Below are 22674 nucleotides of genomic sequence, written 5' to 3' on the forward strand. Positions count from 1 at the left end.
CGTCACTTCCTGGCCGACTGGAGGTCGAGCGTCCGCAGCACGTGGTCCGCGATCTCGGGGTCGGCACCGGATTCGCCGCGGGCGACGAGCACCTCCCGGCGGGACGCGGCGATCATCTCCTGCTCGACCGCGAACGCCTGCCGCCACTTCTTGCCGCGGCGCTTCGCCTCCATCGCCTCCTCCTCCTCGTACCGGTCCGGGCAGAGCCGGGCCAGCCGGTCGTGCTGGCGCTCGCGCAGGCGCTCGGTGATCTCCGGCGGCAGCTGGTCCTTCTCCTCCAGTTCGGTCAGCCGGTGCAGACCGGCCTTGGCGGCGCGCCACCACAGGTCCCGGACGGCCTGCTCGTGCGCGTCGTGGTCGCTGTCCAGGCCGAGCAGCTTCACCACGTAGGGCAGTGTCAGGCCCTGCACGACCAGGGTGAACAGCACGACGCTGAAGGCGATGAAGATGATCTCGCTGCGGGCCGGGAAGGCCAGCCCGTTGTGCAGGGTCAGCGGAATGGCGAGGGCCAGCGCGACGGTGGCGACACCGCGCATCCCGGACCACCACAGCACCACGGTCTCCCGCCAGCTGATCGGGGTGTCCTCGTCGCCGTGACTGAGCCGCTTGGACAGCCACGCGGCGGGCAGCAGCCACAGCAACCGGACCACGACCACCACGGCGATCACGATCGCGGTGTCGCCGAGCATCGTGTGCCAGGTGTCCTTGACGTCCTTCAGGACGGTCGACAGCTCCAGGCCGATCAGGCCGAACGCGACACCGGTGATCAGGGTCTCGACGATCTCCCAGAACGCGTTGCCGACCAGCCGGTACGACACCTCGTCGGCATCGCTCGCCCGGTCCGCGAGGTACAGCGCGCACACCACCACGGCGAGCACGCCCGAGCCGTGCGCCTCCTCCGCCAGCACGTACGCGGCGAACGGCACCAGCAGGTTCAGCGCCACCTGCTGGGTGGGGTCCTCCAGCAGCCCGGCCAGCTTGGCGTTGGCCCAGCCCAGGCCGACACCGACCGCCACCGCGACCACCGCGGACAGCAGGAACCGCAGCACGGCGTGCCCCACCGACAGGTCGCCGTTGACGACCGCCTCGACCGCCAGCGAATAGATGACGATCGCGGTGACGTCGTTGAACAGGCCCTCGCTCTCCAGCACCGAGATCAGCCGGCGCGGCAGCCCCACCTCACCCGCCACCGCGACGGCCGCCACCGGGTCGGGCGGCGAGACCAGCGCACCCAGCGCGACCGCCGCCGCGAGCGGCGCGGCCGGCACCAGCCAGGAGAACACGCCCGCCACCACGGTCGTCGTGACGATCACCAGCGCGACGGCCAGCAGCAGGATCGAACGGATGTTGGCCTTGAAGTAGCGCACCGAGGAGCGCCGCGCCACCGCGAAGATCAGCGGCGGCAGCACCAGCGGCAGGATGAACTCCGGGTCGATCGCCACGTTCGGGATCTGCGGAACCAGCGCGAACACCAGACCGACCAGCGTCATCAGCACCGGTTGCGGAATTCTGCTCTTCCGCGCCAACGGCATCGTCACCACCGAGGCAAGCAGCACCAGAAAGAGCAGGGTCAGCTGGCCCACGACAGTTCCTCTCGGCAGAAGCGGACGGCCGCGTTCAGCATACGGTCCCCCCTCAACCGGACCGATTGTGTGTTTCCGGCCCTGACCAGGTAATGTTCTCCCCGTCAGCAAGCGCCGCTAGCTCAGTTGGTTAGAGCAGCTGACTCTTAATCAGCGGGTCCGGGGTTCGAGTCCCTGGCGGCGCACAGACAGCACGAAGGCCCCTCGTTCACGCGAGGGGCCTTCTGCGTTCTCCGGGGCTTCTGTCTCAGGCCGCACGCCGCTCATTGACGCACAGCACGTTGCCGTCCAGGTCCTTGAACCACGCGGCCCGCATGCCGTCGGCCTCGGCGACCCCGTCCAGGGTCTTCAGCCCCGGCAGGTCGTACTCCTCGAACACCACGCCGCGACGGCGCAGGTCGGCCATCTCGGTGTCCAGGTCGGAGACCTTCCAGCTGGCCAGCGTATGACCGGCCTGCCCCCCGTAAGGCGTCTCGTACAGCGAGAACTCACAACCCCCGGACCGGAACGTGACGTCCTCCGCCCCCTCCTTCACCAGCTCCAGCCCCAGCGTCTCCTTGTAGTACTGCTTGGCCCGCCCCATGTCCGTCACCGGAATCACCGCACACAACGGCGCATCGCCCAGCATCACCACCACCTCCTCCCCTCAGGCTAGGCACCCCGCCCCACCCCGGCGACCCCCCACCACCTGCGGCGGGCCCGGGGAAGGGAGACAGGGAAAGGGGAAGGCGGCAGGCGACGCGGGAAACCGCGCCAGCCGCAGGCACCAACCCGCACACGACCAGGCCGGACCGCCACCCGGCAGCTTGCCCCGCCCGTCCCGCGCAGCTCGCGGTCCCTTGCCGGCCCACCGGACCGGACCCCGACGACCCCCGGACCGAAGCGCCTGCGGCGGGCCGGGAAGAAGGGACGACGCCGCAGATTCCACCCCGCAACCAGCCCCGCCTGCGGCGGCTATCGCTTCCTCTCCCCTTCGGGGCCCGCCGCAGGCGCCAGCCCACACGCGGCCGAAGCCAGCCACCACCCCGCAACCGGCCCCACCTGCGGCGGCTACCGCTTCCTCTCCCCTTCGGGGCCCGCCGCAGGCAACGCCCCTCCCCCTTCAAGCCCGCCGCAGGCGACAGCCCCACACGCAGCCGAGGCCGGCCACCACCCGGCGGCCGGCCCCTTTCCGTTCTGCGGAGCGCTCAGCCGAAGTAGCTGTGGAAATTCCGCGAGAACTCGTTGCTGTTGTAGTTGTCCCAGTTGATCGACCAGGTCATCAGCCCGCGCAGGTTCGGCTGCTTGCCGGCCCGCGGAGTGTAGGAGCCGCAGCTGGTGCCCTTGGTGAGGCAGTCGAGGGCCTGGTTGACCACGGCCGGGGCGACGTAGCCGTTGCCGGCGTAGGTGTTGGCGGGCATGCCGATCGCGACCTGGGAGGGCTTGAGGGCCGGGAACATGTTGGCGGTGTTGCCGGCCACCGGGAAGCCGGCGAGCAGCATGTCGGTCATGGCGATGTGGAAGTCCGCGCCGCCCATGTTGTGGTACTGGCCGTCGAGACCCATGATCGAGCCCGAGTTGTAGTCCTGGACGTGAAGCAGCGTCAGGTCGTCCCGCAGTGCGTGGATGACCGGCAGGAAGGCGCCGGCCCGCGGGTCCTGGCCGCCCCAGGGGCCCGAGCCGTAGTACTGGTGGCCGAGCTGGACGAAGAAGGTCTCCGGCGCCATGGTCAGCTGGAAGTTCGCCCCGTACTTGGCCTTCAGGGTCTTCACGGCCGAGATCAGGTTGGTGATCACCGGCGTGGTCGGGTTCTTGAAGTCGTTGTCGCCGGTGTTCAGCGACAGCGAGTGGCCTTCGAAGTCGATGTCGAGGCCGTCCAGGCCCCACTTGTCGATGATCGAGGAGACCGAGGAGACGAAGGCGTCGCGGGCGGCAGTGGTGGTGAGCTGCACTTCGCCGTTCTGGCCGCCGATCGACAGCAGCACCTTCTTGCCCTTGGCCTGCTTGGCGGCGATCGCGGCCTTGAAGTCGGCATCGGACTCCGCACCCGGGCACTGGGCGACGGGGCAGCGGTTGAAGTGGATGTTGCCGGAGGTGATGGAGTCCGGTTCGCCGAAGGCCAGGTCGATGATGTCCCAGCTGTCGGGGACGTCCGACATCTTCAGGTAGCCGGCGCCGTTGGCGAAGCTCGCGTGCAGGTATCCGACCAGCGCGTGGCTGCCGGGGGGCGGCGGCGGGGTGCTCGCCGAGCTCGACGGGCTGGCCGAAGCCGAGGCGGACGCGGAGGCGGAGGCGGACGCAGAGGAAGAGGCGGTGGCGGACGGTGACCCCGTCGGCGCGCCCGGCCCGTCCAGGGAGATGTCGTCCGCGTAGTAGGCGCCCTGTCCGTACCAGCCGTGGGTGAAGACGGTGGCGGAGGTCTGGGTGGCGGTGGTGGTGAAGCTGACGGACAGCTTCTGGTAGCCGCCGCCGGTGCTGGGCGTCCAGGTGGAGCTGCCGCCGTTGACGCCGAGGTAGACGTACGCGCCGTTGACGTAGGCGCTGAGCGTGTACGTGGTGCTGGGGGCGACGGCGACGGTCTGGGTGCACTGGGCGGTGTCGGTGGAGGAGGCGGTGCCGGCCAGCGCGTAGGTGCCGGTGTGGGCGTGGCCGGTGACGACGCTGCCGGTGGTGCCGCTGCAGGTCCAGGGGTTGAGGGTGCCGGATTCGAGGCCGCCGTTGACCAGGAATTCGCCGGCGGAGGCCGATCCGGCCAGTCCGAAGCTGACTGCGACGGCGGCCGCGGCGGCCACCGCCCAGGCGGTTCCGGCGGCGATCAGCCGCTTCCTTCGGGGAGTGCGCATGTGGGGATGCTCCTGCCTCTGTGTGGGGGACGTCCCTCTCCCGCCCGCGGGGCTGTGGGGTTCCCGGCCGGGTGCGTGCCGCCGCACCGGCACGCACCCTGGGGAGTTGGACTAGACCACTGAACCGGCTCGGCCCGGCGCTGTCAATGCGCCTGCGGCGCAGGTTCGTTGAGCGTCGATCAGGTACGCCACGCGGCCCCGGATCCGCCCGCGTTGCGGCTCCCGGCGCGGGGTCGAACCATGGAGAGGTGCCCGGATATCTGCGTTTCCCCCATGTACGCGACGGTCTGCTCGCCTTCACCGCCGAGGACGACGTCTGGGTCGCGCCGCTCGCCGCGGACGGCCGGATCGGTCGGGCCTGGCGGGTCACGGCCGACCGGACCAGGGTGAGTCATCCCAGGCTGTCGCCGGACGGTGCGACGGTGGCGTGGACGAGCTGGTTCGCGCTGACTCCGGAGGTGTTCACCGCGCCGGTGGCGGGCGGGCCCGCGACCCGGCTGACGTACTGGGGCAGCCAGGACACCCGGGTTCGCGGGTGGCTGCCGAACGGGGAGGTGCTGGCGGTCAGCTCGTACCACGAGCCGTTCGCGCACTACACGTGGGCGTGGGAGCTGCCGCCGGACGGGTCGCCGGGCCGCCGGATGCCGTGGGGGCCGGTCGCGGACGCGCAGATGGGGGCGGGGCACACGGTGCTGCTGACCGATGCCGCGCCGCACGAGCCGGCGTTCTGGAAGCGCTACCGGGGCGGCGCGAAGGGGCGGCTGTGGGTGGACCACGACCTGCTGCTGCCGGACCTGCCGGGGCACCTGGCCGCGCCGATGCCGGTGGAGACCCCTGCCGGGACCAGGGTGGCGTTCCTGTCGGACCACGAGGGCGTCGGCAACGTGTACTCGGTGCGCCCGGACGGCACCGATCTGCGACGGCACACCGACCACGCCACGTACTACGCGCGCGAGGCCGCCACCGACGGCACCAGGATCGTCTACCAGCACGCCGGCGACCTGTGGCTGCTGGACAGCCTGGACGCGCCCGCGCCGCACCGCCTGGAAGTGCCGCTCGGCGGCGCCCGGTGCGGCCGCCGCCCGTACCAGGTGAGCGCCGCGAACAACGTCAAGGACCTGGCCTGCGACGCCACCGGCCGGGCCGGGGTGATCAACGTGCGCGGTTCGCTGTACTGGCTGACCCACCGGGACGGCCCGGCCCGGGCGCTGGCCGACACCCCGGGGGTGCGCTGCCGGCTGCCGCAGGTGCTCGGCTGGTCGGGCCGGGCCGCCTGGGTCACCGACGCGGACGGCGAGGACGCGATCGAGCTGGCGCCGCTGCCCGGCAAGGACGGCCCGGCGGACGATCCGGCCCCGCACCGGCGGATCGCGGCGGGCCGGATCGGCCGGGTCCAGGAGCTGTCCGCCGCCCCGGACGGCAATCTGCTCGCGGTGGCCTGCTCGGACGGCCGGCTGCTGCTGGTGGACACCGCCGAGGGCGAGGTCACCGAGGTCGCCGCGTCCCGGTTCGGCCCGGTCTCCAGCCCGTCGTTCTCCCCGGACTCGCAGTGGCTGACCTGGTCCCAGCCGGTCGCGGGCCGCTCGCTGCGCGCCGTCCGGCTGGCCCGGGTGGACCGTCCCGGGCACATCGTCGACGTCACCGGCGGCCGGTTCGAGGACGAGCATCCGGTGTTCACCCGGGACGGCCGGTTCCTGGTGTTCCTGTCCTGGCGCGGCTTCGACCCGGTGCACGACGTGCACACCGGCGACCTGTCCTTCCCGCTGGGCTGCCGCCCGTACCTGGTGGCGCTGGCCGCCGACACCCCGTCGCCGTTCGCCTCCCCCGCCGAGGGGCGCCCGCCGGTCGGCCTGGATCCGGAGGAGGCCACCGGCGACGGCACCGTGCGGGTGGACGAGGACGGGCTGAGCAAGCGCCTGGTGCCGTTCCCGGTGATCGCCTCCAAGTACTCGGCGACGGCGTCGGTGCGCGGCGGCGTGGTGTGGCTGCGCTGGCCGATCTCCGGCGCGCTCGGCCAGACCTTCGCCAACCCGGAGGACACCTCCGGCCGCCCCGCCCTGGAGTACTTCGACCTGGCCCGGGGCCGCCGCAGCACGCTGGTCGAGCAGCTGGACGGCTTCGCGGTGTCCGCCGACGGCTCGGCGGTCTCGGTGTTCTCGGCCGGTTCGCTCAAGCTGTACCCGCTGGCCGCGCCGACCGCCCCCGTCCCGGTGGACCTGCGCCGGATCACCCACACCGTGCACCCGGCCGCGGAGTGGCGGCAGTCCTACGCCGAGGCCGCCCGGATCGTCGCCGACCAGTTCTGGGACCCCGGCATGTGCGGCCTCGACTGGGCCGAACTCACCGCCCAGTACGCCCCGTTGGTGGAACGGATCGCCTCCCCCGACGACTTCGCCGACCTGCTGCGCGAACTGCTCGGCGAACTCGGCACCTCGCACGCCTACGTCACCCCGTCCCGGCGCGGCGAGGGCCCGGCGCTCGCCCAGCTGCCGCTCGGCCTGCTCGGCGCCAACGCGCACCGCGACCCGGACGGCCGCTGGCTGGTCGACCGGATCCTGCCCGGCGAGTCCTCCGACCCCAAGGCCCGCGCGCCGCTCGCCGGTTACGGCCTGCACGACGGCGACGAGCTGCTCGCCGTGGACGGCCGCCCGCCCGACCCGGTGCGCGGGCCCGCGCCGCTGCTGGCCGGCACCGGCGGCACCACGGTGGAGCTGACCGTCCGCCACGGCGGGCAGTCGCGCCGGATCGCCGTCACCCCGCTCACCGACGAACGGCCGATCCGCTACCAGGACTGGGTGGCCAAACGCCGCCACCTGGTACGGGAGTTCAGCAACGGCGTGTGCGGCTACCTGCACATCCCGGACCTCGGCGGCTCCGGCTGGGCCCAGTTCAACCGCGACCTGCGCTCCGAACTCGCCCACCCCGCCCTGGTGCTGGACGTCCGCGGGAACGCCGGCGGCAACGTCTCCGAACTGGTCCTGGAGAAACTCCGCCGCCGCGTCCTCGCCTGGGACTTCACCCGCGGCCGCCAGCCCGTCCGCTGGCCCCGGGACGCGCCGCGCGGCCCCGTGGTGGCGCTCGCCGACCACGCCACCAGCTCCGACGGCGACGTCATCATCGCCGCCATCAAGGAACTCGCGCTCGGCCCGGTCGTCGGCAGCCGCACCTGGGGCGGCGTGGTCGGCATGACCGGCCGGCACGCCCTCGGCGACGGCACCCAGATCTCCGTCCCGAAGAACGCCTCCTGGTTCTCCGGCGGCATCGGCTTCTCCGTCGAGAACCAGGGCGTCGCCCCCGACATCGAGGTCATCCGCACCCCCCGCGACTGGGCCCACGGCGAACGCACCGACCTCGCCGCCGCCGTCACCCTCGCCCTCGACCTCCTCACCACCACCCCCGCCGCCGCACCTCCGCCCCCTAGCGTCCCCCGCCCCGACCTCCGCCGTCCGCCGCTGCCGCCGCGGCCGTAGGAACGCCGAGTGGCCGGCCCCGGCTGGGGACCGGCCGCTCGGCACCGGCGTTCACGGGTGGGTGTCAGCCCCAGGGGTCGCCCTCGGCGGTCATGTTCTCGGCGGCCTCGCGGTCCTCGCGTTCCTGCTGGACGCGGCGTTCGGCGTCGTCGCGGGCGCGTTCCACGTTGTAGCCGAAGGCGTCGGCGGCCTCGTCGTGGGCGAGGGCGGCCCGTTCGGCGGACTCCTCGGGCGGGGCGGTGGGCTGGGCGGGGTGGTGGCGGAACCTGTCGAAGATGCCCATGTCTCCTCCTCGGGTGGGCGCCCCCCTGCTTCGGTGCCTCACTTGTCACGGTACGCCGCCGGGGAGCGGTCGCACGTACCCGTGCGGGCTCCGCCCACCCTCGCACCGGCCCCCGGACGCCGCACCCCGACGGCCCGCGACTCACCCGCCCGGCGCAGGCCCCCGACGCGCCGGGGACGGGCCCGAACTGCCGTGCGCCGCAAGGGAGAAGGTCGATAGTCCCGGGCAGCTCGTGCCCAACGGCCGTAGCCGCCGCAGGGTCCGCCGCCCGAGCCTGAGGGGGTCAACCGGTCCCGGCAGTGCCGCCGGGGCGCCCCGCAGCCGCACCCCGAGAGGTGAGCGCGCCATGTCCGGTCAGCAGTCCCCCACCGAGAACGTCCCGATCCCCGCCGAGCACGTTCAGGTCCCCGCCGAGCACGTTCAGGTCCCCGCCGAGCACGTTCAGGTCCCCGCCGTCGACGCCGACGATCCCGGGGCCGCAGTCGACACACTGGTCCGCAATGGGCACAAGGCACTCCAGGAGTACGCGGGTCTCACCCAGGAGCGGGTGGACCGGATCGTCAAGAAGGCCTCGCTGGCCGCGCTCGCCGCGCACACCCGGCTGGCGGCGCTGGCTGTCGAGGAGACCGGGCGCGGGGTGTTCGAGGACAAGGCGGTGAAGAACGTCTTCGCCTGCGAGCACGTCACGCACTCGATGGCCGGCATGCGGACGGTCGGGGTGATCGCCCGGGACGACATCGACGGGATCGTGGAGATCGCCGAGCCGGTGGGCGTGGTCGCCGCCCTCACCCCGGTGACCAACCCGACCTCGACCGCGATCTTCAAGGCGCTGATCGCGTTGAAGACCCGCAACCCGATCGTGTTCGCCTTCCATCCGTCGGCGCAGCGCTGCTCGGCGGAGGCGGCCCGGATCGTCCGGGACGCGGCGATCGCGGCGGGCGCCCCGGCGCACTGCGTGCAGTGGATCGACCGTCCGTCGATGGCGGCGACGGACGCGCTGATGCGGCACGAGGGGGTGGCGACGATCCTCGCCACCGGCGGCAACTCGATGGTGCGGGCGGCGTATTCGTGCGGGAAGCCGGCGCTGGGCGTGGGTGCGGGCAACGTACCGGCGTACGTGGAGAAGAGCGCGGACCTGGCGTGCGCGGTGAACGACATCGTGCTGTCGAAGTCCTTCGACAACGGCATGATCTGCGCCTCCGAGCAGGCGGTGATCCTGGACGACGAGATCTACGAGCCGGCGCTGGCGGAGTTCCGGACGTTGAAGGCGTACCTGGCGGGGCCGGAGGAGAAGGTGCTGCTGGAGCAGCACCTGTTCGGGGTCGGCGCGGGGGCCGACCGTGCCGGCGCGAAGCTGAATTCGGCGGTGGTGGGGCAGTCGGCGGCGGAGGTGGCGCGGGCGGCGGGGTTCGAGGTGCCGGAGGACACCTCGGTGATCCTGGCGGAGGTCGCGGGGGTGGGCGAGGGCGAGCCGCTGACCCGGGAGAAGCTCTGCCCGGTGCTCGCGGTGCTGCGCGCCCGGTCGCGCGCGCACGGCGTCCAACTCGCGGCGGAGATGGTGGAGTTCAACGGTCTGGGGCATTCGGCGGCGGTGCACACCGGTGACGCCGCGTTCGCCGAGGAGTTCGGCGCCGGGGTGCGGGCCTGCCGGATCATCTGGAACGCGCCGAGTTCGCAGGGCGGCATCGGCGATGTGTACAACGCCTTCCTGCCGTCGCTGACGCTGGGTTGCGGCTCGTGGGGCCGTACCTCGGTGTCGGGGAACGTCTCGGCGCTGCACCTGATCAACGTCAAGCGGATCGGGCGGCGCAACACGAACATGCAGTGGTTCAAGGTCCCGCCGAAGATCTTCTTCGAACGTGGCTCCCTGTCGTACCTGACGGACATGCGCGGCGCCCATCGGGTGGTGGTGGTCACCGACCGGACGATGGTGGAGATCGGCCACCTGGAGCGGGTCCGGGAGGTGCTGCGCCGGCGGCCGGAGCCGGTGGAGGTGCGGGTGGTGGACTTCGTCGAGCCGAATCCGAGCATCGCGACGGTGGAGAAGGGCGCGGCCCTGATGCGCGGCTTCCGGCCGGACACCATCGTGGCGCTGGGCGGCGGTTCGCCGATGGACGCGGCGAAGGTGATGTGGCTGATGTACGAGCACCCGGAGGTGGAGTTCGCGGACCTGAAGGAGAAGTTCTTCGACATCCGCAAGCGGGCCTTCGCCTTCCCCGACCTGGGCGAGCTGGCAAAGCTGGTGTGCGTGCCGACCACCTCGGGCACCGGCAGCGAGGTCACGCCGTTCGCGGTGATCACCGACCCGGAGAGCGGGCAGAAGTTCCCGCTGGCGGACTACGCGCTGACCCCGACGGTGGCGATCGTGGACCCGGCGCTGACCACGGATCTGCCGGCGACGGTGACGGCGGACTCCGGCTTCGACGCGCTGACGCACTGCATCGAGACGTACGTGTCGGTGTACGCCAACGACTTCACCGACGGCCTGGCGCTGCAGGGCATCCGGCTGGTCTTCGAGAACCTGGCGGCGGCGGTCGACGACGGCCCGAACGATCCGGTGGCGCGGGAGCGGATGCACAACGCGGGGACGATCGCGGGCATGGCGTTCGGCTCGGCGTTCCTGGGCGTGGTGCACGCGATGGCGCACACCCTGGGCGGGACCTTCCAGGTGGCGCACGGGCGGACCAACGCGCTGCTGCTGCCGCACGTGATCCGCTGGAACGGCGGCGCCCCGGCGAAGGTCACGAGCTGGCCGAAGTACCGCAGTTACCGGGCGCCGGAGCGCTACCAGCAGATCGCCCGGACGCTGGGCCTGCCCGCGGACACTCCCGAGCAGGGCGTGGAGTCGTTGGCGCTCGCGGTCGAGGAGCTGCGCGAACGGGTCGGCATCCCGCGCTCGTTCAAGGAGGCGGGGGTGGACGAGGCGGCGTTCCTGGCGGGGCTGGAGCAGCAGGCGATGAACGCGTACGAGGACCAGTGCGCGCCGGCGAATCCGCGGATGCCGATGCTGCGGGACATGCGGCGGCTGATGACCCAGGCGTACTACGGCGACGACCGGGCGGTCTGAGAGTCGGCGGACCATTGGGGACCAATGTCCCTCTGATCAGGACTTTTCGAGCCCATGTGAGTCTGTGGACCGCTTCACAATGGTGCTCGTAGGCGAGAGGCGGGAGCGAGGCAATGAGCACGCAGCACGCGGAGCGCATCCACAGCGGTGCCTGGGACGGCTTCAAGGGCGGCCTGTGGCGGGACGCCGTCGACGTCCGCGACTTCATCCAGCGGAACTACACCCCGTACGAGGGCGACGCCGCTTTCCTGGCCGGCCCGACCGCGCGGACCGCGTCCGTCTGGAAGCGGATCACCGACCTGTTCCCGGCGGAGCGTGCCAAGGGCGTCCTGGACGTCTCGTGGGACACGCCGTCCACCATCACCGCGCACGCCCCCGGGTACATCGACCGGGACAACGAGCTGATCGTCGGCCTGCAGACCGACGCCCCGCTGAAGCGGGCGATCATGCCGAACGGCGGCTGGCGGCTGGTCGCGGGCGCGCTGGAGACGTACGGCTACCCGGTGGACCCGGAGCTGGAGAAGGTCTTCACCGTCCACCGCAAGACCCACAACGCGGGCGTGTTCGACGCCTACACGCCCGAGATCCGGGCCGCCCGCAAGGCCGGTGTGGTCACCGGCCTTCCGGACGCGTACGGCCGTGGCCGGATCATCGGCGACTACCGGCGGGTGGCGCTGTACGGCGTGGACCGGCTGATCGCCGCCAAGCGCGAGGAGAAGGCCGGCCTGGACGCCGCGCCGCGCGACCCGCGCACGCTGGAGAACATCATCCGGGAGCGCGAGGAACTGGCCGAGCAGATCCGCGCCCTCGAGGAGCTCAAGGCGATGGCCGCGAGCTACGGCCAGGACATCTCCGGGCCCGCCGGCACCGCCCAACAGGCAATCCAGTGGCTGTACTTCGCCTACCTGGCGGCCGTGAAGGAGCAGAACGGCGCGGCCATGTCGCTCGGCCGCACCTCGACCTTTCTGGACATCTACCTGGAACGCGACCTGGCCGAGGGCCGGCTGACGGAGCGCCGGGCGCAGGAGCTGATCGACGACTTCATCATCAAGCTGCGGATCGTCCGCTTCCTGCGCACCCCCGAGTACGACGAGCTGTTCTCCGGCGACCCGACCTGGGTCACCGAGTCGATCGGCGGCATCGGCTGCGACGGCCGCCCGCTGGTCACCCGCACCTCGTTCCGCTACCTCCAGACGCTGTACAACCTGGGCCCGGCGCCCGAGCCCAACATGACGGTGTTCTGGTCGCCGCAACTCCCGCAGGGCTTCAAGGAGTTCTGCGCCCAGGTGTCCATCGACACCTCCAGCGTGCAGTACGAGTCGGACGAGCTGATGCGCCCCCGCTTCGGCGACGACACCGCGATCGCCTGCTGCGTCTCCGCGATGGAGGTCGGCAAGCAGATGCAGTTCTTCGGTGCCCGGGTCAACCTCGCCAAGACGCTGCTCTACGCGATCAACGGCGGCCGGGACGAGATCACCGGCGAGCAGATCGGCCCCGACACCGGCCCGATCGAGTCCGAGGTCCTCGACTACGACGAGGTGTCGGCCCGTTTCGACCGGCAGCTGGAGTGGCTGGCCGAGACGTACGTGCACGCGCTGAACGTCATCCACTACATGCACGACAAGTACGCGTACGAGCGCCTCGAGATGGCCCTGCACGACCGTGCCGTGCGGCGCACCATGGCCTGCGGCATAGCGGGCCTCGCGGTGGCGGCGGACTCGCTGTCGGCGATCAGGTACGCGACGGTGCGGCCCGTGCGCGACGGGTCCGGCCTCGCCGTCGACTACACCGTGGAGGGCGAGTACCCGGCGTACGGCAACAACGACGACCGGGTGGACCAGCTGGCGGTGCGACTCGTCGAGGAGTTCATGCGCAAGGTCCGCAAGCACCCCACCTACCGGGGCGCCGAGCACACCCAGTCGGTGCTGACCATCACCTCGAACGTGGTCTACGGCAAGAAGACCGGCGCCACCCCCGACGGCCGCCGGGCCGGTGAACCGTTCTCCCCCGGCGCCAACCCGATGAACGGCCGCGACACCCACGGCTACGTGGCGAGCGCCCTGTCGGTGGCGAAACTCCCCTACGACGCGGCCGAGGACGGCATCTCGCTCACCAACACCGTCACGCCCGACGCCCTCGGCCGCACCCGCGAGGAACGGGTGCGGAACCTCGCGGGTGTGCTCGACGGGTACACGGCCGTCGGCGGCTTCCACATGAACGTCAACGTGCTGAACCGGACGACGCTGCTCGACGCCATGGAGCACCCCGAGAAGTACCCGCAGCTGACCATCCGGGTCAGCGGCTACGCGGTCAACTTCGTCCGGCTGACCAGGGAACAGCAGCTGGACGTCGTCAACCGCACCTTCCACGGCTCGCTCTGAGCCCACCCCGACAGCTCCCGGGAGGGCACCGCCATGACCACCGCTCCGAAGACCACCGGCTCGGTGCACTCCTGGGACCTGTCGACCGGCGTGGACGGCCCCGGCACCCGGTTCGTGGCCTTCCTCGCCGGATGCCCGCTGAACTGCCTGTACTGCCACAACCCCGACACCATGCGGATGCGCAGCGGCCGACGGACCACGACGGACGAGGTGGTCGCCGAGGCCGCCAAGTACACCGCCTTCATCCACGCCTCCGGCAGCGGCGGCGCCACCCTCTCCGGCGGCGAACCCCTGCTCCAGCCGGCCTTCACCGGCGAACTGCTGCGCCGCTTCAAGCAGGAGCTCGGCCTGCACACCGCGCTCGACACCTCGGGCTTCCTCGGCGCCCGGGCGAGCGACGCCCTGCTCGCCGACACCGACCTGGTCCTGCTCGACATCAAGTCCTGGGACCGCGCCCTCTACCGCCGGCTGACCGGTCAGCCCCTCGAACCCACCCTCGGTTTCGCCCGCCGCCTCGCCGACCTCGGCAAGGACGTGTGGCTCCGCTTCGTCCTCGTGCCCGGCCTCACCGACCCGCCCGAGAACATCGCCGGGGTCGCCGCCTTCGCCGCCTCCCTCGGCAACGTCTCGCGCGTCGACGTCCTCCCCTTCCACAAGCTCGGCCACCCCAAGTGGACGGCCCTGGGCCGCGAGTTCACCCTCGCCGACACCCCCACGCCCACGCCCGAACAGGTGCAGGCCGCGCGCGACATCTTCGCCGCGCACGGCCTGCGTGCGGTGTGAGCCCGCGTCAGCCGGAGATGGACGGGGTGCCGGTCTCCAGGTGGCCGGTGAAGCGCTGCGACCAACTGGCGTCGCCGCTGACCGTCACCGTGAAGTCGTACCAACCGTTGGTGTAGGCCGCCGCGTTGAACCAGTCGCTGGTGGTGGCCCCGGCGGCGACCTGGTACGTCCAGGGGCCGTCGGTGCGGTAGTTGGTGGACGTGACGGTGAAGGTCACCGGGGCGGTCCCGGTGTTGGCGAGCTTGAACCAGACGGCGAGCTTGCCGGTGTCGGGCGCGGGGGCGTACGTCGCGGTGACGGCCGCGTTCTTGCCGGCGGCGGTGGTGTCGCCGGTGAAGCGGCGCAGGAAGCGGTTGGGGCCGATCACCGTCAGGTCGTACTTGCCCGAGCCGTAGCCGGTGCCGCAGTTGAAGAAGTCGCTGGTCGCCGCGCCGGGATCGACGGTGTACTGCCAGGGCCCGCCCGAGCGGTAGGCGTTGGCGTAGGCGGCGAAGTGGTTGGTGGCGGTGCCGGCGTTGGACATCGCGATCCAGACCTTCGTCACGCCGGCGGAGCCGAACTCCAGGTGGTCCAGGTTCGCCACCGGCTGGTACGGCAGCGCACGGGCCGGGCGGGTACCGGCCTCCTGCGCGGGCAGCTGGTTGTTGACGGGCGCCGGGTTCGGCAGCGGACCGCAGGCGGCCAGCCCGATGGTGGCCGAGGTGTCGGGCAGCGCGGGCATCCCGTACACCGGGTTGGCGAAGTCGAACAGGCCGGTCAGGTCGCCGCACATCTTCCGCCGCCAGGCCGAGATGTTCACGCAGTTCGCGGGCCGGCCCTGGGCGGCCGTCCACTTCTCCAGGAAGCGCAGTACCGAGGTGTGGTCGAAGGTCTCCGAGGACACCCAGCCGCCCCGGCTCCACGGGGATATGGCGAGCATCGGGACGCGGAAGCCCAGGCCGATGTTGACCCCGTTGTAGAACTCCCCGGCCGTCCCGGAGGGCGCGGCCGGCGGCGGGACGTGGTCGAAGAAGCCGTCGTTCTCGTCGTAATTGATGAACAGGATCGACGAGTTGAAGACGTTCGGGTCGGCGTTCAGCGCGTCCATGACGTTGTGCACGAAGTGCGCGCCGTCGGTGGGCGTGGCGTAGGGGTGCTCCGAGGACGCCTGGTCCGGCACGATCCACGACACCTGCGGCAGGGTGCCCGCCAGCACGTCCGCCTTGATCGCCGCCACGATGTCGTCCGGCGTCCGGCCGGTCGCCTTCGGGACGGAGCCCATGCCCTTCACGGCGAGGGCGCTGCCCGCGGGGGCGGAGGAGAACTGGGTGAAGTAGGCCAGAGCGTTGTCGCCGTAGTTGTCCGACGCGTTCTGGTAGACCTTCCAGCTCACCCCCGCGTTCTCCAGCGCCTCCGCGTAGGTCTGCCAGCGCAGCCCCGACTCGTCGCCGCCGTCGTACGCCGGACCGCCCGCCGTGCCGGACGGGTCGATCTGGCCGGACCAGTGGTAGGTGCGGTTCGGGCCCGTCGCGCTCAGCACCGAGCAGTGGTAGGCGTCGCAGACCGTCCAGTTGTCGGCCAGCGCGTAGTGGAACGGGATGTCCGCCCTGGTCAGGTACCCCAGCGCGCGGACGGTGCCCTTGGCGGACACCCAGGAGTCCAGCTTGCCGCCGTTCCAGGCGTTGTGCTGATCGCTCCACGCGTGACTCAGGTCGCCATTGCATTGCGCGAGCCGCGCCGGGTCCGCGCCGCCCGCCGGCTTGGTGGCGCTGAACTGCCACGGGTACTGGCGGCCCAGCAGGTTCGGCTGGTTGAACACGCTGTAGCCGCCGGATATCTGGATCGCCGAGCGGTCCGCGAAGCCGCGCACGCCCTTGAGCATCCCGAAGTAGTGGTCGAAGCTGCGGTTCTCCTGCATCAGGATCACCACGTGCTTCGCGTCCGTGATCGTCCCCGTGGTCCCCGCCGGCGCCGCGACCGCGGGAGCCGCCCCGCCCACCACGCCCGACCCGGCGACCGCCGCACCGGCTGCCGCACTCGCCGACAGCGCCATGAACTTCCTACGACTCAGCTCTGCCATCTTGACCCGCCCGTCCCTTCGGCTGCTGATGATGTTGTTCAGACACCTCGTGTCCGAACGCCGAGCATCCTCACGCAGCCGGGGCGGCATGGCCATGACTTGAACCGAACGTTTGTCGAACCGTTCACCAGATGAACGGCGGGTACGCGCAAGGCCATTGACGGCACACCTGCCCCGGAACCCTCCCATTCGCCGCGAAGCGGAACCTTTCTCAGTCCTTCACCGAAATCCCCAGCGCCTGCGCGAACTGCGGTGCCAGATCCAGCAGTTGCCCCGTCGAGATGATCGCCCCGCGCAGCCCCTGGTGCCCGTCCGGCAGGCCGAGGCTCGCGGCCCGGCGCAGGTCCACCGCCTTGAGGGTCGCGCCGCGCAGGTGGACGTCGTCGAGCGTGGAGCCCGGGAACGTCACGTTGGTGAGTTTCGCTTCGGCGAGGTCGACGTCGCGAAGCAGGCAGTCCTCAAAGACGACGTCGCGCAGCGTCGCGCCGCGCAGGTTGACCGCTTCGAGCTTGCACTGGCGGAAGACGGTGCGGCGGATCGCCGAGCTGTACGCGGAGACGCCGGCCAGCACGCTGGAGTCGATCTCGGCGTCCTGCCATTCGCTCTCGGCGAGGTCGACGCCGACCAGCCGCCCGCCGTGCAGCCACACCTCGTTGAAACCGGCCCGGCGCAGCTTCGCGCCGTCCGCCCGGATGCCGGTGAACGCGCACTCCAGGAAGCTCACCCCGCCGAGTTGGCCGCCCAGGTCGAGGTCGTCGAAGTGGACGGTGTCGTAGCGGGTGTCGGCGCGCAGCGGTCCGGTGTGGCGTTGCAGCAGGTGGGCGTAGGGGAGGTCTTCCAGGCGCACGGGGGTGCTCAACTCCGTCTCTGAACGGTCTTCGCGGACAGGGCGATGCCGACGCCGACGGTGCCCGCCACCAGCAGGCCGGCCAGCAGTACGCCGGCATCCCCGGCCAGCGTCGCAGCCAGCACCGACAGCGCGGCCAGCGGCAGGATCAACTGGGCGGCGCCGCGCCGGTGGTGGCGGGAGTGCAGGGCCCAGACGGTGAACAGGAACAGCGCGGTGGGGACGGTGACGGCGGCGGCCGCGGCGCGGTCGGTGAGGTGGGTGGTGCCGACGGCGTGCTGGACGGCGACCTCCAGCCCGGCGCCGACGGCGGCCGCCGAGGCGAAGACCACGAAGTGGCCGTAGCCCCAGGGCAGCGCCTGCCGGGCGGAGTGCAGGTAGGGGTGGGCGTCGTCGGCGAAGTAGATCCACCAGGCGCCGAAGCAGATCAGCAGTCCGCTGCCGGCGATCGGCAGCAGCTCGGCGACGGCCTTGTGTTCGTCCAGCGCGGTCTGGACGGCGACGGTGGCGGCCGCGACCGTCTCGCCGAGCACGATGATGGTGAACGCGCCGTACCGGTCGGCGATGTGGCGCCGGTGCCACGGGGTCCGGTTGTGCGTCTCGGCCCAGACGGGGACGGACAGTTCGGCGACCACGCCGACCACGAACAGCGGGACGCGGGCCTCGTGCGGGACGAACAGCAGCACCACCCAGAACGCCTGGACGAGCGCGATGCCGCGGGCATAGCGCAGCGCGGCGGTCCGGGCGGACCCGTTCTCGCCGCGGGCGGCGCGCAGCCACTGGGTGACCATCGCGAGGCGCATCAGCAGGTAGCCGGCCACCACCAGGGAGAGGTCCTGGTCCCCGAAGAGCCGCGGCACGCCGGCGGCGAGCACCAGCACGCCGGTGATCTGGAGCAGCGTGGTGAGCCGGTAGGGGACGTCGTCCACGTCGTACGCGGAGGCGAACCAGGTGAAGTTCATCCAGGCCCACCAGATGGCGAAGAAGGACATCGCGTACCCGGGCAGGGCGACCGTGAGGTGCCCGGCGGCCAGCGCGTGGGCGAGTTGGCGGCCGGCCTGGGCGATGGCCACCGTGAAGCACAGGTCGAAGAACAGTTCCAGGGGGGTGGAGACCCGGTGGGACTCGCCCTGGTCGCGAGCCAGCATCCGGCGGACCGGACGGTAGCGGTCGGGGGCGGTGGTCATCGTCCTGCTTTCACGACGGGGCCGCGCGGCAGGGAGCGCGCGCGGCCGGGGAGTTGCTCTCGGACGATCCTTGCATCCGGAGCGCGAACCCGCACGGACCGTACCCGGAACGCCGATTGGTCCGATTCGAACCGTTTTGCCCGTCCGTCAGGCAGAGTTGACGCCGCAGTGCGCGATCCGGGTGACAGCTGGGGCCCGTCCGGGGCGTTGGTGCGAAGCTTGTCCCGTCCGCCCCGTTTGGCCCGATAGATTCCTCTCCGAATGGAGGGACGGACGGACGCCTCGCGGGCAACGCGGAAGGTCAAGGAGGACGGCACGGACGATGGGGGGCGGTCTTGCCGCCTCGCCCCGCGTCCGCCCACCGGCCCTCCTCGCGATCACCGCGCTGTCCGGCGGCGCGTCGCCCCCCGGCCGGTCGGACCATCCCCGCTCGCCCGCCCCGGCCCGCCCGTGGCCTGATGGCGGTATGCGTACAGGCGTGCACCGAGCTGCTCAGCGGGGGTCGTCGTGAACTGGTCCGACGTGGCGATCCTGGTCGGCATGCTGCTGGCGACGGCGGGCTGCATGGTGCTGGTGCAGCGGTACGCGTCCGTCCCGGCCCGGGAGAACTGCAACGACGTGGCGGGGTTCATCTTCGCCGCGGTCGGCGCCTTCTACGCGGTGCTGGTGGCCTTCGTGGTGATCGTGGTGTGGGAGAACACCTCGGCCGCCAGGGCGACCACCTTCGAGGAGGCGGACGAGCTCGCGGGGGTCTACTGGATGTCCCGGGCGATGCCGCTGCCGGAGGGCGCCAAACTGGAGGGCCTGACGCTCAGCTACGCGCACACGGTGGTGGACGCCGAGTGGAAGCAGATGGCCGGACACCGGAGCGACCCGGCGGCGACCGCGCTGATGTACAGCATCCGCGACACCGCGCTGGCCTTCGAACCGGCCGATGCCCGACAGGCGACGATCTACCAGAACCTGGTGACGCACGTGGACGGCCTGGCCAGCAAGCGCCGCGCCCGGCTGAACCAGATCGCGGACTGCGTGCCGCTGCTGCTGTGGGCGGCGCTGATCGCCGGCGCGATCGTCACCATCGCCTTCACCTTCCTGTTCGGCCTGTCCAACACCTGGGCGCACCTGGCGATGGTGGTGTCGCTGGCCGGGCTGATCGGCCTGTCGCTGATCGCGATCAAGGAGATGAACTATCCGTTCGACGGGGCGAACCGGGTGCGGTCGACCGCCTTCGAGGTGTTCCTGGCCAGGCTCCCGCCGCAGCGCTGACCACCGGCGGGCACGGTGCGTGGCCGGGCCGTCACGATTCGGCGGATCGGCGCCGGGCATGTAATGTTCTCCAGGTCAGCAGGCGCCGCTAGCTCAGTTGGTTAGAGCAGCTGACTCTTAATCAGCGGGTCCGGGGTTCGAGTCCCTGGCGGCGCACAGACAGCATGAAAGCCCCTCGCGAAAGCGGGGGCTTTCTGCGTTTCCCCGCACACCGGCCCCGGGAACCCGATTTCACCGCAGGTCGGGAGGCGTGTAATGTTCTCTCCGTCAGCAAGCGCCGCTAGCTCAGTTGGTTAGAGCAGCTGACTCTTAATCAGCGGGTCCGGGGTTCGAGTCCCTGGCGGCGCACAGACAGCAGAAGGCCCCTCGCGAAAGCGGGGGGCCTTCTGCATTTCTCCGAGCAGGTTCTCGATCGTGTGATCGGGCCGGCCATGTCCCCGTGCGGGTCCGCTCGTTGAGAAGACCGGGGTCACGGCCGGGGTCACGGCCGGGGTGACGGAAGACACGCAACTAAGAGGGATTTAAAGATCGTCTTAGGAGAAATAGGACATAGGTCCCTAACATCTGACAAGTCGATCGATCAAGCTGGCGAGGTTCATCCGTCGCCCGAGCGAGCAGCCCGTCCGGGGCCTGCGGGAAGGTCTCCGTTGCCTCGAGAGCCCCGTGAACGCACGAAAAGAACCGGTTGGCGCCGACTCATACCCACCTGGCGGATGACGCTGGTCGGCCTGGCCGCCTCGCTGCTGCTGGGAGTCGGCCTGTTCGCCCTGGGGGTCGCCCTGGTCAAGGTGCCGGACGCGCACGCCGCGGCCACCGCCCAGTCGAACACCTGGCTGTACTCGGACGGCTCGCTGCTGGCCCGCACCGGGCAGACCAACCGGCAGAACGTCGGACTGGACAAGGTCTCCAAGGACGCGCAGCACGCCGCACTGGCCGCCGAGGACCGCAACTTCTACTCGGAGGGCGCGGTCAACTTCAAGGGCATGGCCCGCGCCGCCTTCAACACCGCCTCCGGCGGCGCCACCCAGGGCGGTTCGACGATCACCCAGCAGTACGTGAAGAACGCGTACCTGAACCAGAAGCAGACCGTCAGCCGCAAGGTGAAGGAAGTCTTCATCTCGTTCAAGGTGGACGCCACCCAGAGCAAGGACGAGATCCTCTCCTCCTACCTGAACACCTCTTACTACGGACGCGGCGCGTACGGCATCCAGGCCGCCTCGCAGGCCTACTTCGGGGTGGACGCCAGCCAGCTGGACGCCGCCCAGGGCGCGTACCTGGCGACCCTGCTGAACGCGCCCAGCGCGTACGACGTCTCCTCGGCCACCGAGAACGGCAAGCAGAAGGCGATGGCCCGCTGGAACTACGTGCTCGACGGCATGGTGACGAAGAACTGGCTGGGCGCCGACGAGCGCAAGCAGCTGACCTTCCCGGAGGTGCAGTCGCCGAAGTCCGCGCCCGGCATGTCCGGCCAGGCCGGCTACCTGGTGGCCGCCGCCACCTCGTACCTCACCGACAATCACATCGTCAGTGACGCCCAGCTCGCCAAGGGCGGCTACACCATCACGCTCACCGTGGACTCCAAGAAGCAGCAGCAGCTGCAGGACGCGGTGCAGGCCCAGCTCATCGACAACCTGAAGCCGGACACCCGCAAGGTGGACGCGGCCGCGCAGGCCGGCGCGGTGTCGGTCGACCCGAAGACCGGTCAGGTGGTGGCGCTGTACGGCGGCGCCGACGCCACCAAGCACTGGATCGACAACGCCACCCGCACCGACTACCAGGCCGGCTCCACCTTCAAGGCGATCGCGCTGGCCGCCGCCCTGGACTCCGGGGCGCGCACCCAGTACGGCGACCGGATCACCGCCGACACCATCTACGACGGCACCAACCGGCGGCCCGTCCGCGGCGCCAAGGGCGTGCCCTACGCGCCGCCGAACGAGGGCGAGCGCTCGTTCGGGCAGATCAGCCTCCAGCAGGCCACCGACTGGTCGGTGAACTCGGTGTTCGCGCAGCTCGCCCAGGACACCGGCCTGGAGAAGGTCCGCTCCACCGCGGTGGCGCTCGGCCTGCCCGCCGACACCCCGCAGCTGGAAGCCATCCCGTCGATCCCGCTGGGCACGTCCTCCCCCAGCGCGCTGGAACTGGCCGGCGTGTACGCCACGCTCGACAACGACGGCCAGCAGATCACCCCGTGGCTGGTGAAGGGGCTGGAGTCCGGCGGCGAGAAGGTCGCGCTGCCCGAGCACAAGAGCACCCAGGCGATCTCCAAGAACGCCGCCCGCGGCACCACCGCGATCCTCCAGGGCGTCATCGACGACCAGGGCGGCACCGGCTACCGGGCCGCCGCGCTGAACCGCCCCGCGGCCGGCAAGACCGGCACCACCGACGACTCCAAGTCGGTCTGGTTCGCCGGCTACACGCCCGAACTGGTCACCGTGGTCGGCCTGTTCGGCCAGGACCCGACCACCGGCAAGCAGGTCACCCTGGACGGCGTCGGCGGCATGGGCAGCGCGGCCGGCGGCAGATTCCCGGCGCAGATCTGGACGGCCTACATGAAGTCCGCGCTGGCCGGGCAGCCGGTCAGCTCCTTCTCCGGTCCGGTCCGGACGCCGTCCACCACCGTCCCGTCCGCGCCGACCGGGTCCGCCTCGCCCAGCCAGAACCCGTCCACCTCGGACGGCGTGACCTCCGCGCCGTCCCCGTCGGCCGGCGACAGCACCGGCAACGGCAACGGCAGCCCCAGCTCGCGTCCCAGCGGCGGCGCCGGTGACGGCGGCGGTCAGCCGCGGCCCAGCCGCAGCCCGTCCGCCAAGCCCAGCGCGGGCCCCAGCGAGCCGCCGACGCCGAGCGCCTCGACGGGGTCCGGCGGCTCCGGCGGACTGCTCGGAACACAGGACCAACCTGCGGGATAGCGCCTTACGGCAGAGGG

The 22674-nt window shown here is 71.3% G+C and carries 13 protein-coding genes and 3 tRNA genes; 9 read left to right on the forward strand and 7 right to left on the reverse strand.

Features of this window, described 5'->3' with window-relative positions; genetic code table 11:
• Positions 1 to 2: 2 nt before the first annotated feature.
• A complete protein-coding gene (locus tag ACGFWJ_RS09245; protein WP_392946916.1) occupies positions 3 to 1583 on the reverse strand; it encodes a Na+/H+ antiporter in 1581 nt (526 codons plus the stop codon).
• 111 nt (positions 1584 to 1694) lie between these two features.
• Here ACGFWJ_RS09245 and ACGFWJ_RS09250 point away from each other — a divergent pair.
• Positions 1695 to 1768: transfer RNA gene (locus ACGFWJ_RS09250), tRNA-Lys, on the forward strand.
• Positions 1769 to 1830: 62 nt separating this feature from the next.
• On the opposite strand, the gene ACGFWJ_RS09255 is transcribed toward ACGFWJ_RS09250, so the two are convergent.
• Together ACGFWJ_RS09255 and ACGFWJ_RS09260 are read right to left on the reverse strand one after the other, a co-directional pair.
• Positions 1831 to 2211, reverse strand: a complete 381-nt coding sequence (locus ACGFWJ_RS09255; protein WP_392946919.1) for a VOC family protein — start codon at positions 2209 to 2211, stop codon at positions 1831 to 1833.
• 559 nt (positions 2212 to 2770) lie between these two features.
• Positions 2771 to 4405 (reverse strand): chitinase, encoded by a 1635-nt coding sequence (locus tag ACGFWJ_RS09260; RefSeq protein ID WP_392946922.1) that lies wholly within the window; start codon positions 4403 to 4405, stop codon positions 2771 to 2773.
• 146 nt (positions 4406 to 4551) lie between these two features.
• Between ACGFWJ_RS09260 and ACGFWJ_RS09265 the strand changes: the two genes are divergently transcribed.
• Positions 4552 to 7875 (forward strand): S41 family peptidase, encoded by a 3324-nt coding sequence (locus ACGFWJ_RS09265; protein WP_392946925.1) that lies wholly within the window; start codon positions 4552 to 4554, stop codon positions 7873 to 7875.
• Positions 7876 to 7939: 64 nt separating this feature from the next.
• Here ACGFWJ_RS09265 and ACGFWJ_RS09270 read toward each other — a convergent pair whose 3' ends face one another.
• A complete protein-coding gene (locus tag ACGFWJ_RS09270; protein WP_392946928.1) occupies positions 7940 to 8158 on the reverse strand; it encodes a hypothetical protein in 219 nt (72 codons plus the stop codon).
• 346 nt (positions 8159 to 8504) lie between these two features.
• Between ACGFWJ_RS09270 and adhE the strand changes: the two genes are divergently transcribed.
• The 3 genes from adhE to pflA all read left to right on the forward strand — a co-directional run bounded on the left by adhE (position 8505) and on the right by pflA (position 14389).
• Entirely contained in the window at positions 8505 to 11225 is a 2721-nt protein-coding gene (gene adhE, locus ACGFWJ_RS09275; protein ID WP_392946931.1) for a bifunctional acetaldehyde-CoA/alcohol dehydrogenase, read from the forward strand.
• 113 nt (positions 11226 to 11338) lie between these two features.
• Entirely contained in the window at positions 11339 to 13606 is a 2268-nt protein-coding gene (gene pflB, locus ACGFWJ_RS09280) for a formate C-acetyltransferase (protein ID WP_392946933.1), read from the forward strand.
• A gap of 33 nt (positions 13607 to 13639) precedes the next feature.
• On the forward strand, positions 13640 to 14389 hold the full coding sequence (gene pflA / locus ACGFWJ_RS09285; protein ID WP_392946937.1) for a pyruvate formate-lyase-activating protein: 750 nt from the start codon (positions 13640 to 13642) through the stop codon (positions 14387 to 14389).
• Between the two features lie 7 nt (positions 14390 to 14396).
• Here the strand turns inward: pflA and ACGFWJ_RS09290 are convergent, their stop codons facing one another.
• The 3 genes from ACGFWJ_RS09290 to ACGFWJ_RS09300 all read right to left on the reverse strand — a co-directional run bounded on the left by ACGFWJ_RS09290 (position 14397) and on the right by ACGFWJ_RS09300 (position 18482).
• A complete protein-coding gene (locus tag ACGFWJ_RS09290; protein WP_392946940.1) occupies positions 14397 to 16448 on the reverse strand; it encodes a phosphocholine-specific phospholipase C in 2052 nt (683 codons plus the stop codon).
• Between the two features lie 211 nt (positions 16449 to 16659).
• Positions 16660 to 17307: a pentapeptide repeat-containing protein gene (locus ACGFWJ_RS09295; protein ID WP_392946942.1), complete on the reverse strand. Its 648-nt coding sequence runs from the start codon at positions 17305 to 17307 to the stop codon at positions 16660 to 16662.
• The gene (locus ACGFWJ_RS09300) at positions 17304 to 18482 is read right to left on the reverse strand and encodes a low temperature requirement protein A (RefSeq protein WP_392946944.1); all 1179 of its coding nucleotides are present in this window, start codon (positions 18480 to 18482) and stop codon (positions 17304 to 17306) included. The genes ACGFWJ_RS09295 and ACGFWJ_RS09300 overlap by 4 nt, the downstream gene beginning before the upstream one ends.
• Positions 18483 to 18989: 507 nt before the next feature.
• On the opposite strand from ACGFWJ_RS09300, the gene ACGFWJ_RS09305 reads away from it, so the two are divergent.
• The 4 genes from ACGFWJ_RS09305 to ACGFWJ_RS09320 all read left to right on the forward strand — a co-directional run bounded on the left by ACGFWJ_RS09305 (position 18990) and on the right by ACGFWJ_RS09320 (position 22657).
• The gene (locus tag ACGFWJ_RS09305) at positions 18990 to 19748 is read left to right on the forward strand and encodes a hypothetical protein (RefSeq protein ID WP_387647324.1); all 759 of its coding nucleotides are present in this window, start codon (positions 18990 to 18992) and stop codon (positions 19746 to 19748) included.
• 82 nt (positions 19749 to 19830) lie between these two features.
• Positions 19831 to 19904 (forward strand) — tRNA-Lys (locus ACGFWJ_RS09310).
• A gap of 118 nt (positions 19905 to 20022) precedes the next feature.
• Positions 20023 to 20096: transfer RNA gene (locus ACGFWJ_RS09315), tRNA-Lys, on the forward strand.
• Between the two features lie 365 nt (positions 20097 to 20461).
• On the forward strand, positions 20462 to 22657 hold the full coding sequence (locus ACGFWJ_RS09320) for a transglycosylase domain-containing protein (RefSeq protein ID WP_392946947.1): 2196 nt from the start codon (positions 20462 to 20464) through the stop codon (positions 22655 to 22657).
• Positions 22658 to 22674 lie beyond the last annotated feature (17 nt).

The organism is Kitasatospora sp. NPDC048407, from assembly GCF_043200475.1.
Classification (GTDB): domain Bacteria; phylum Actinomycetota; class Actinomycetes; order Streptomycetales; family Streptomycetaceae; genus Kitasatospora.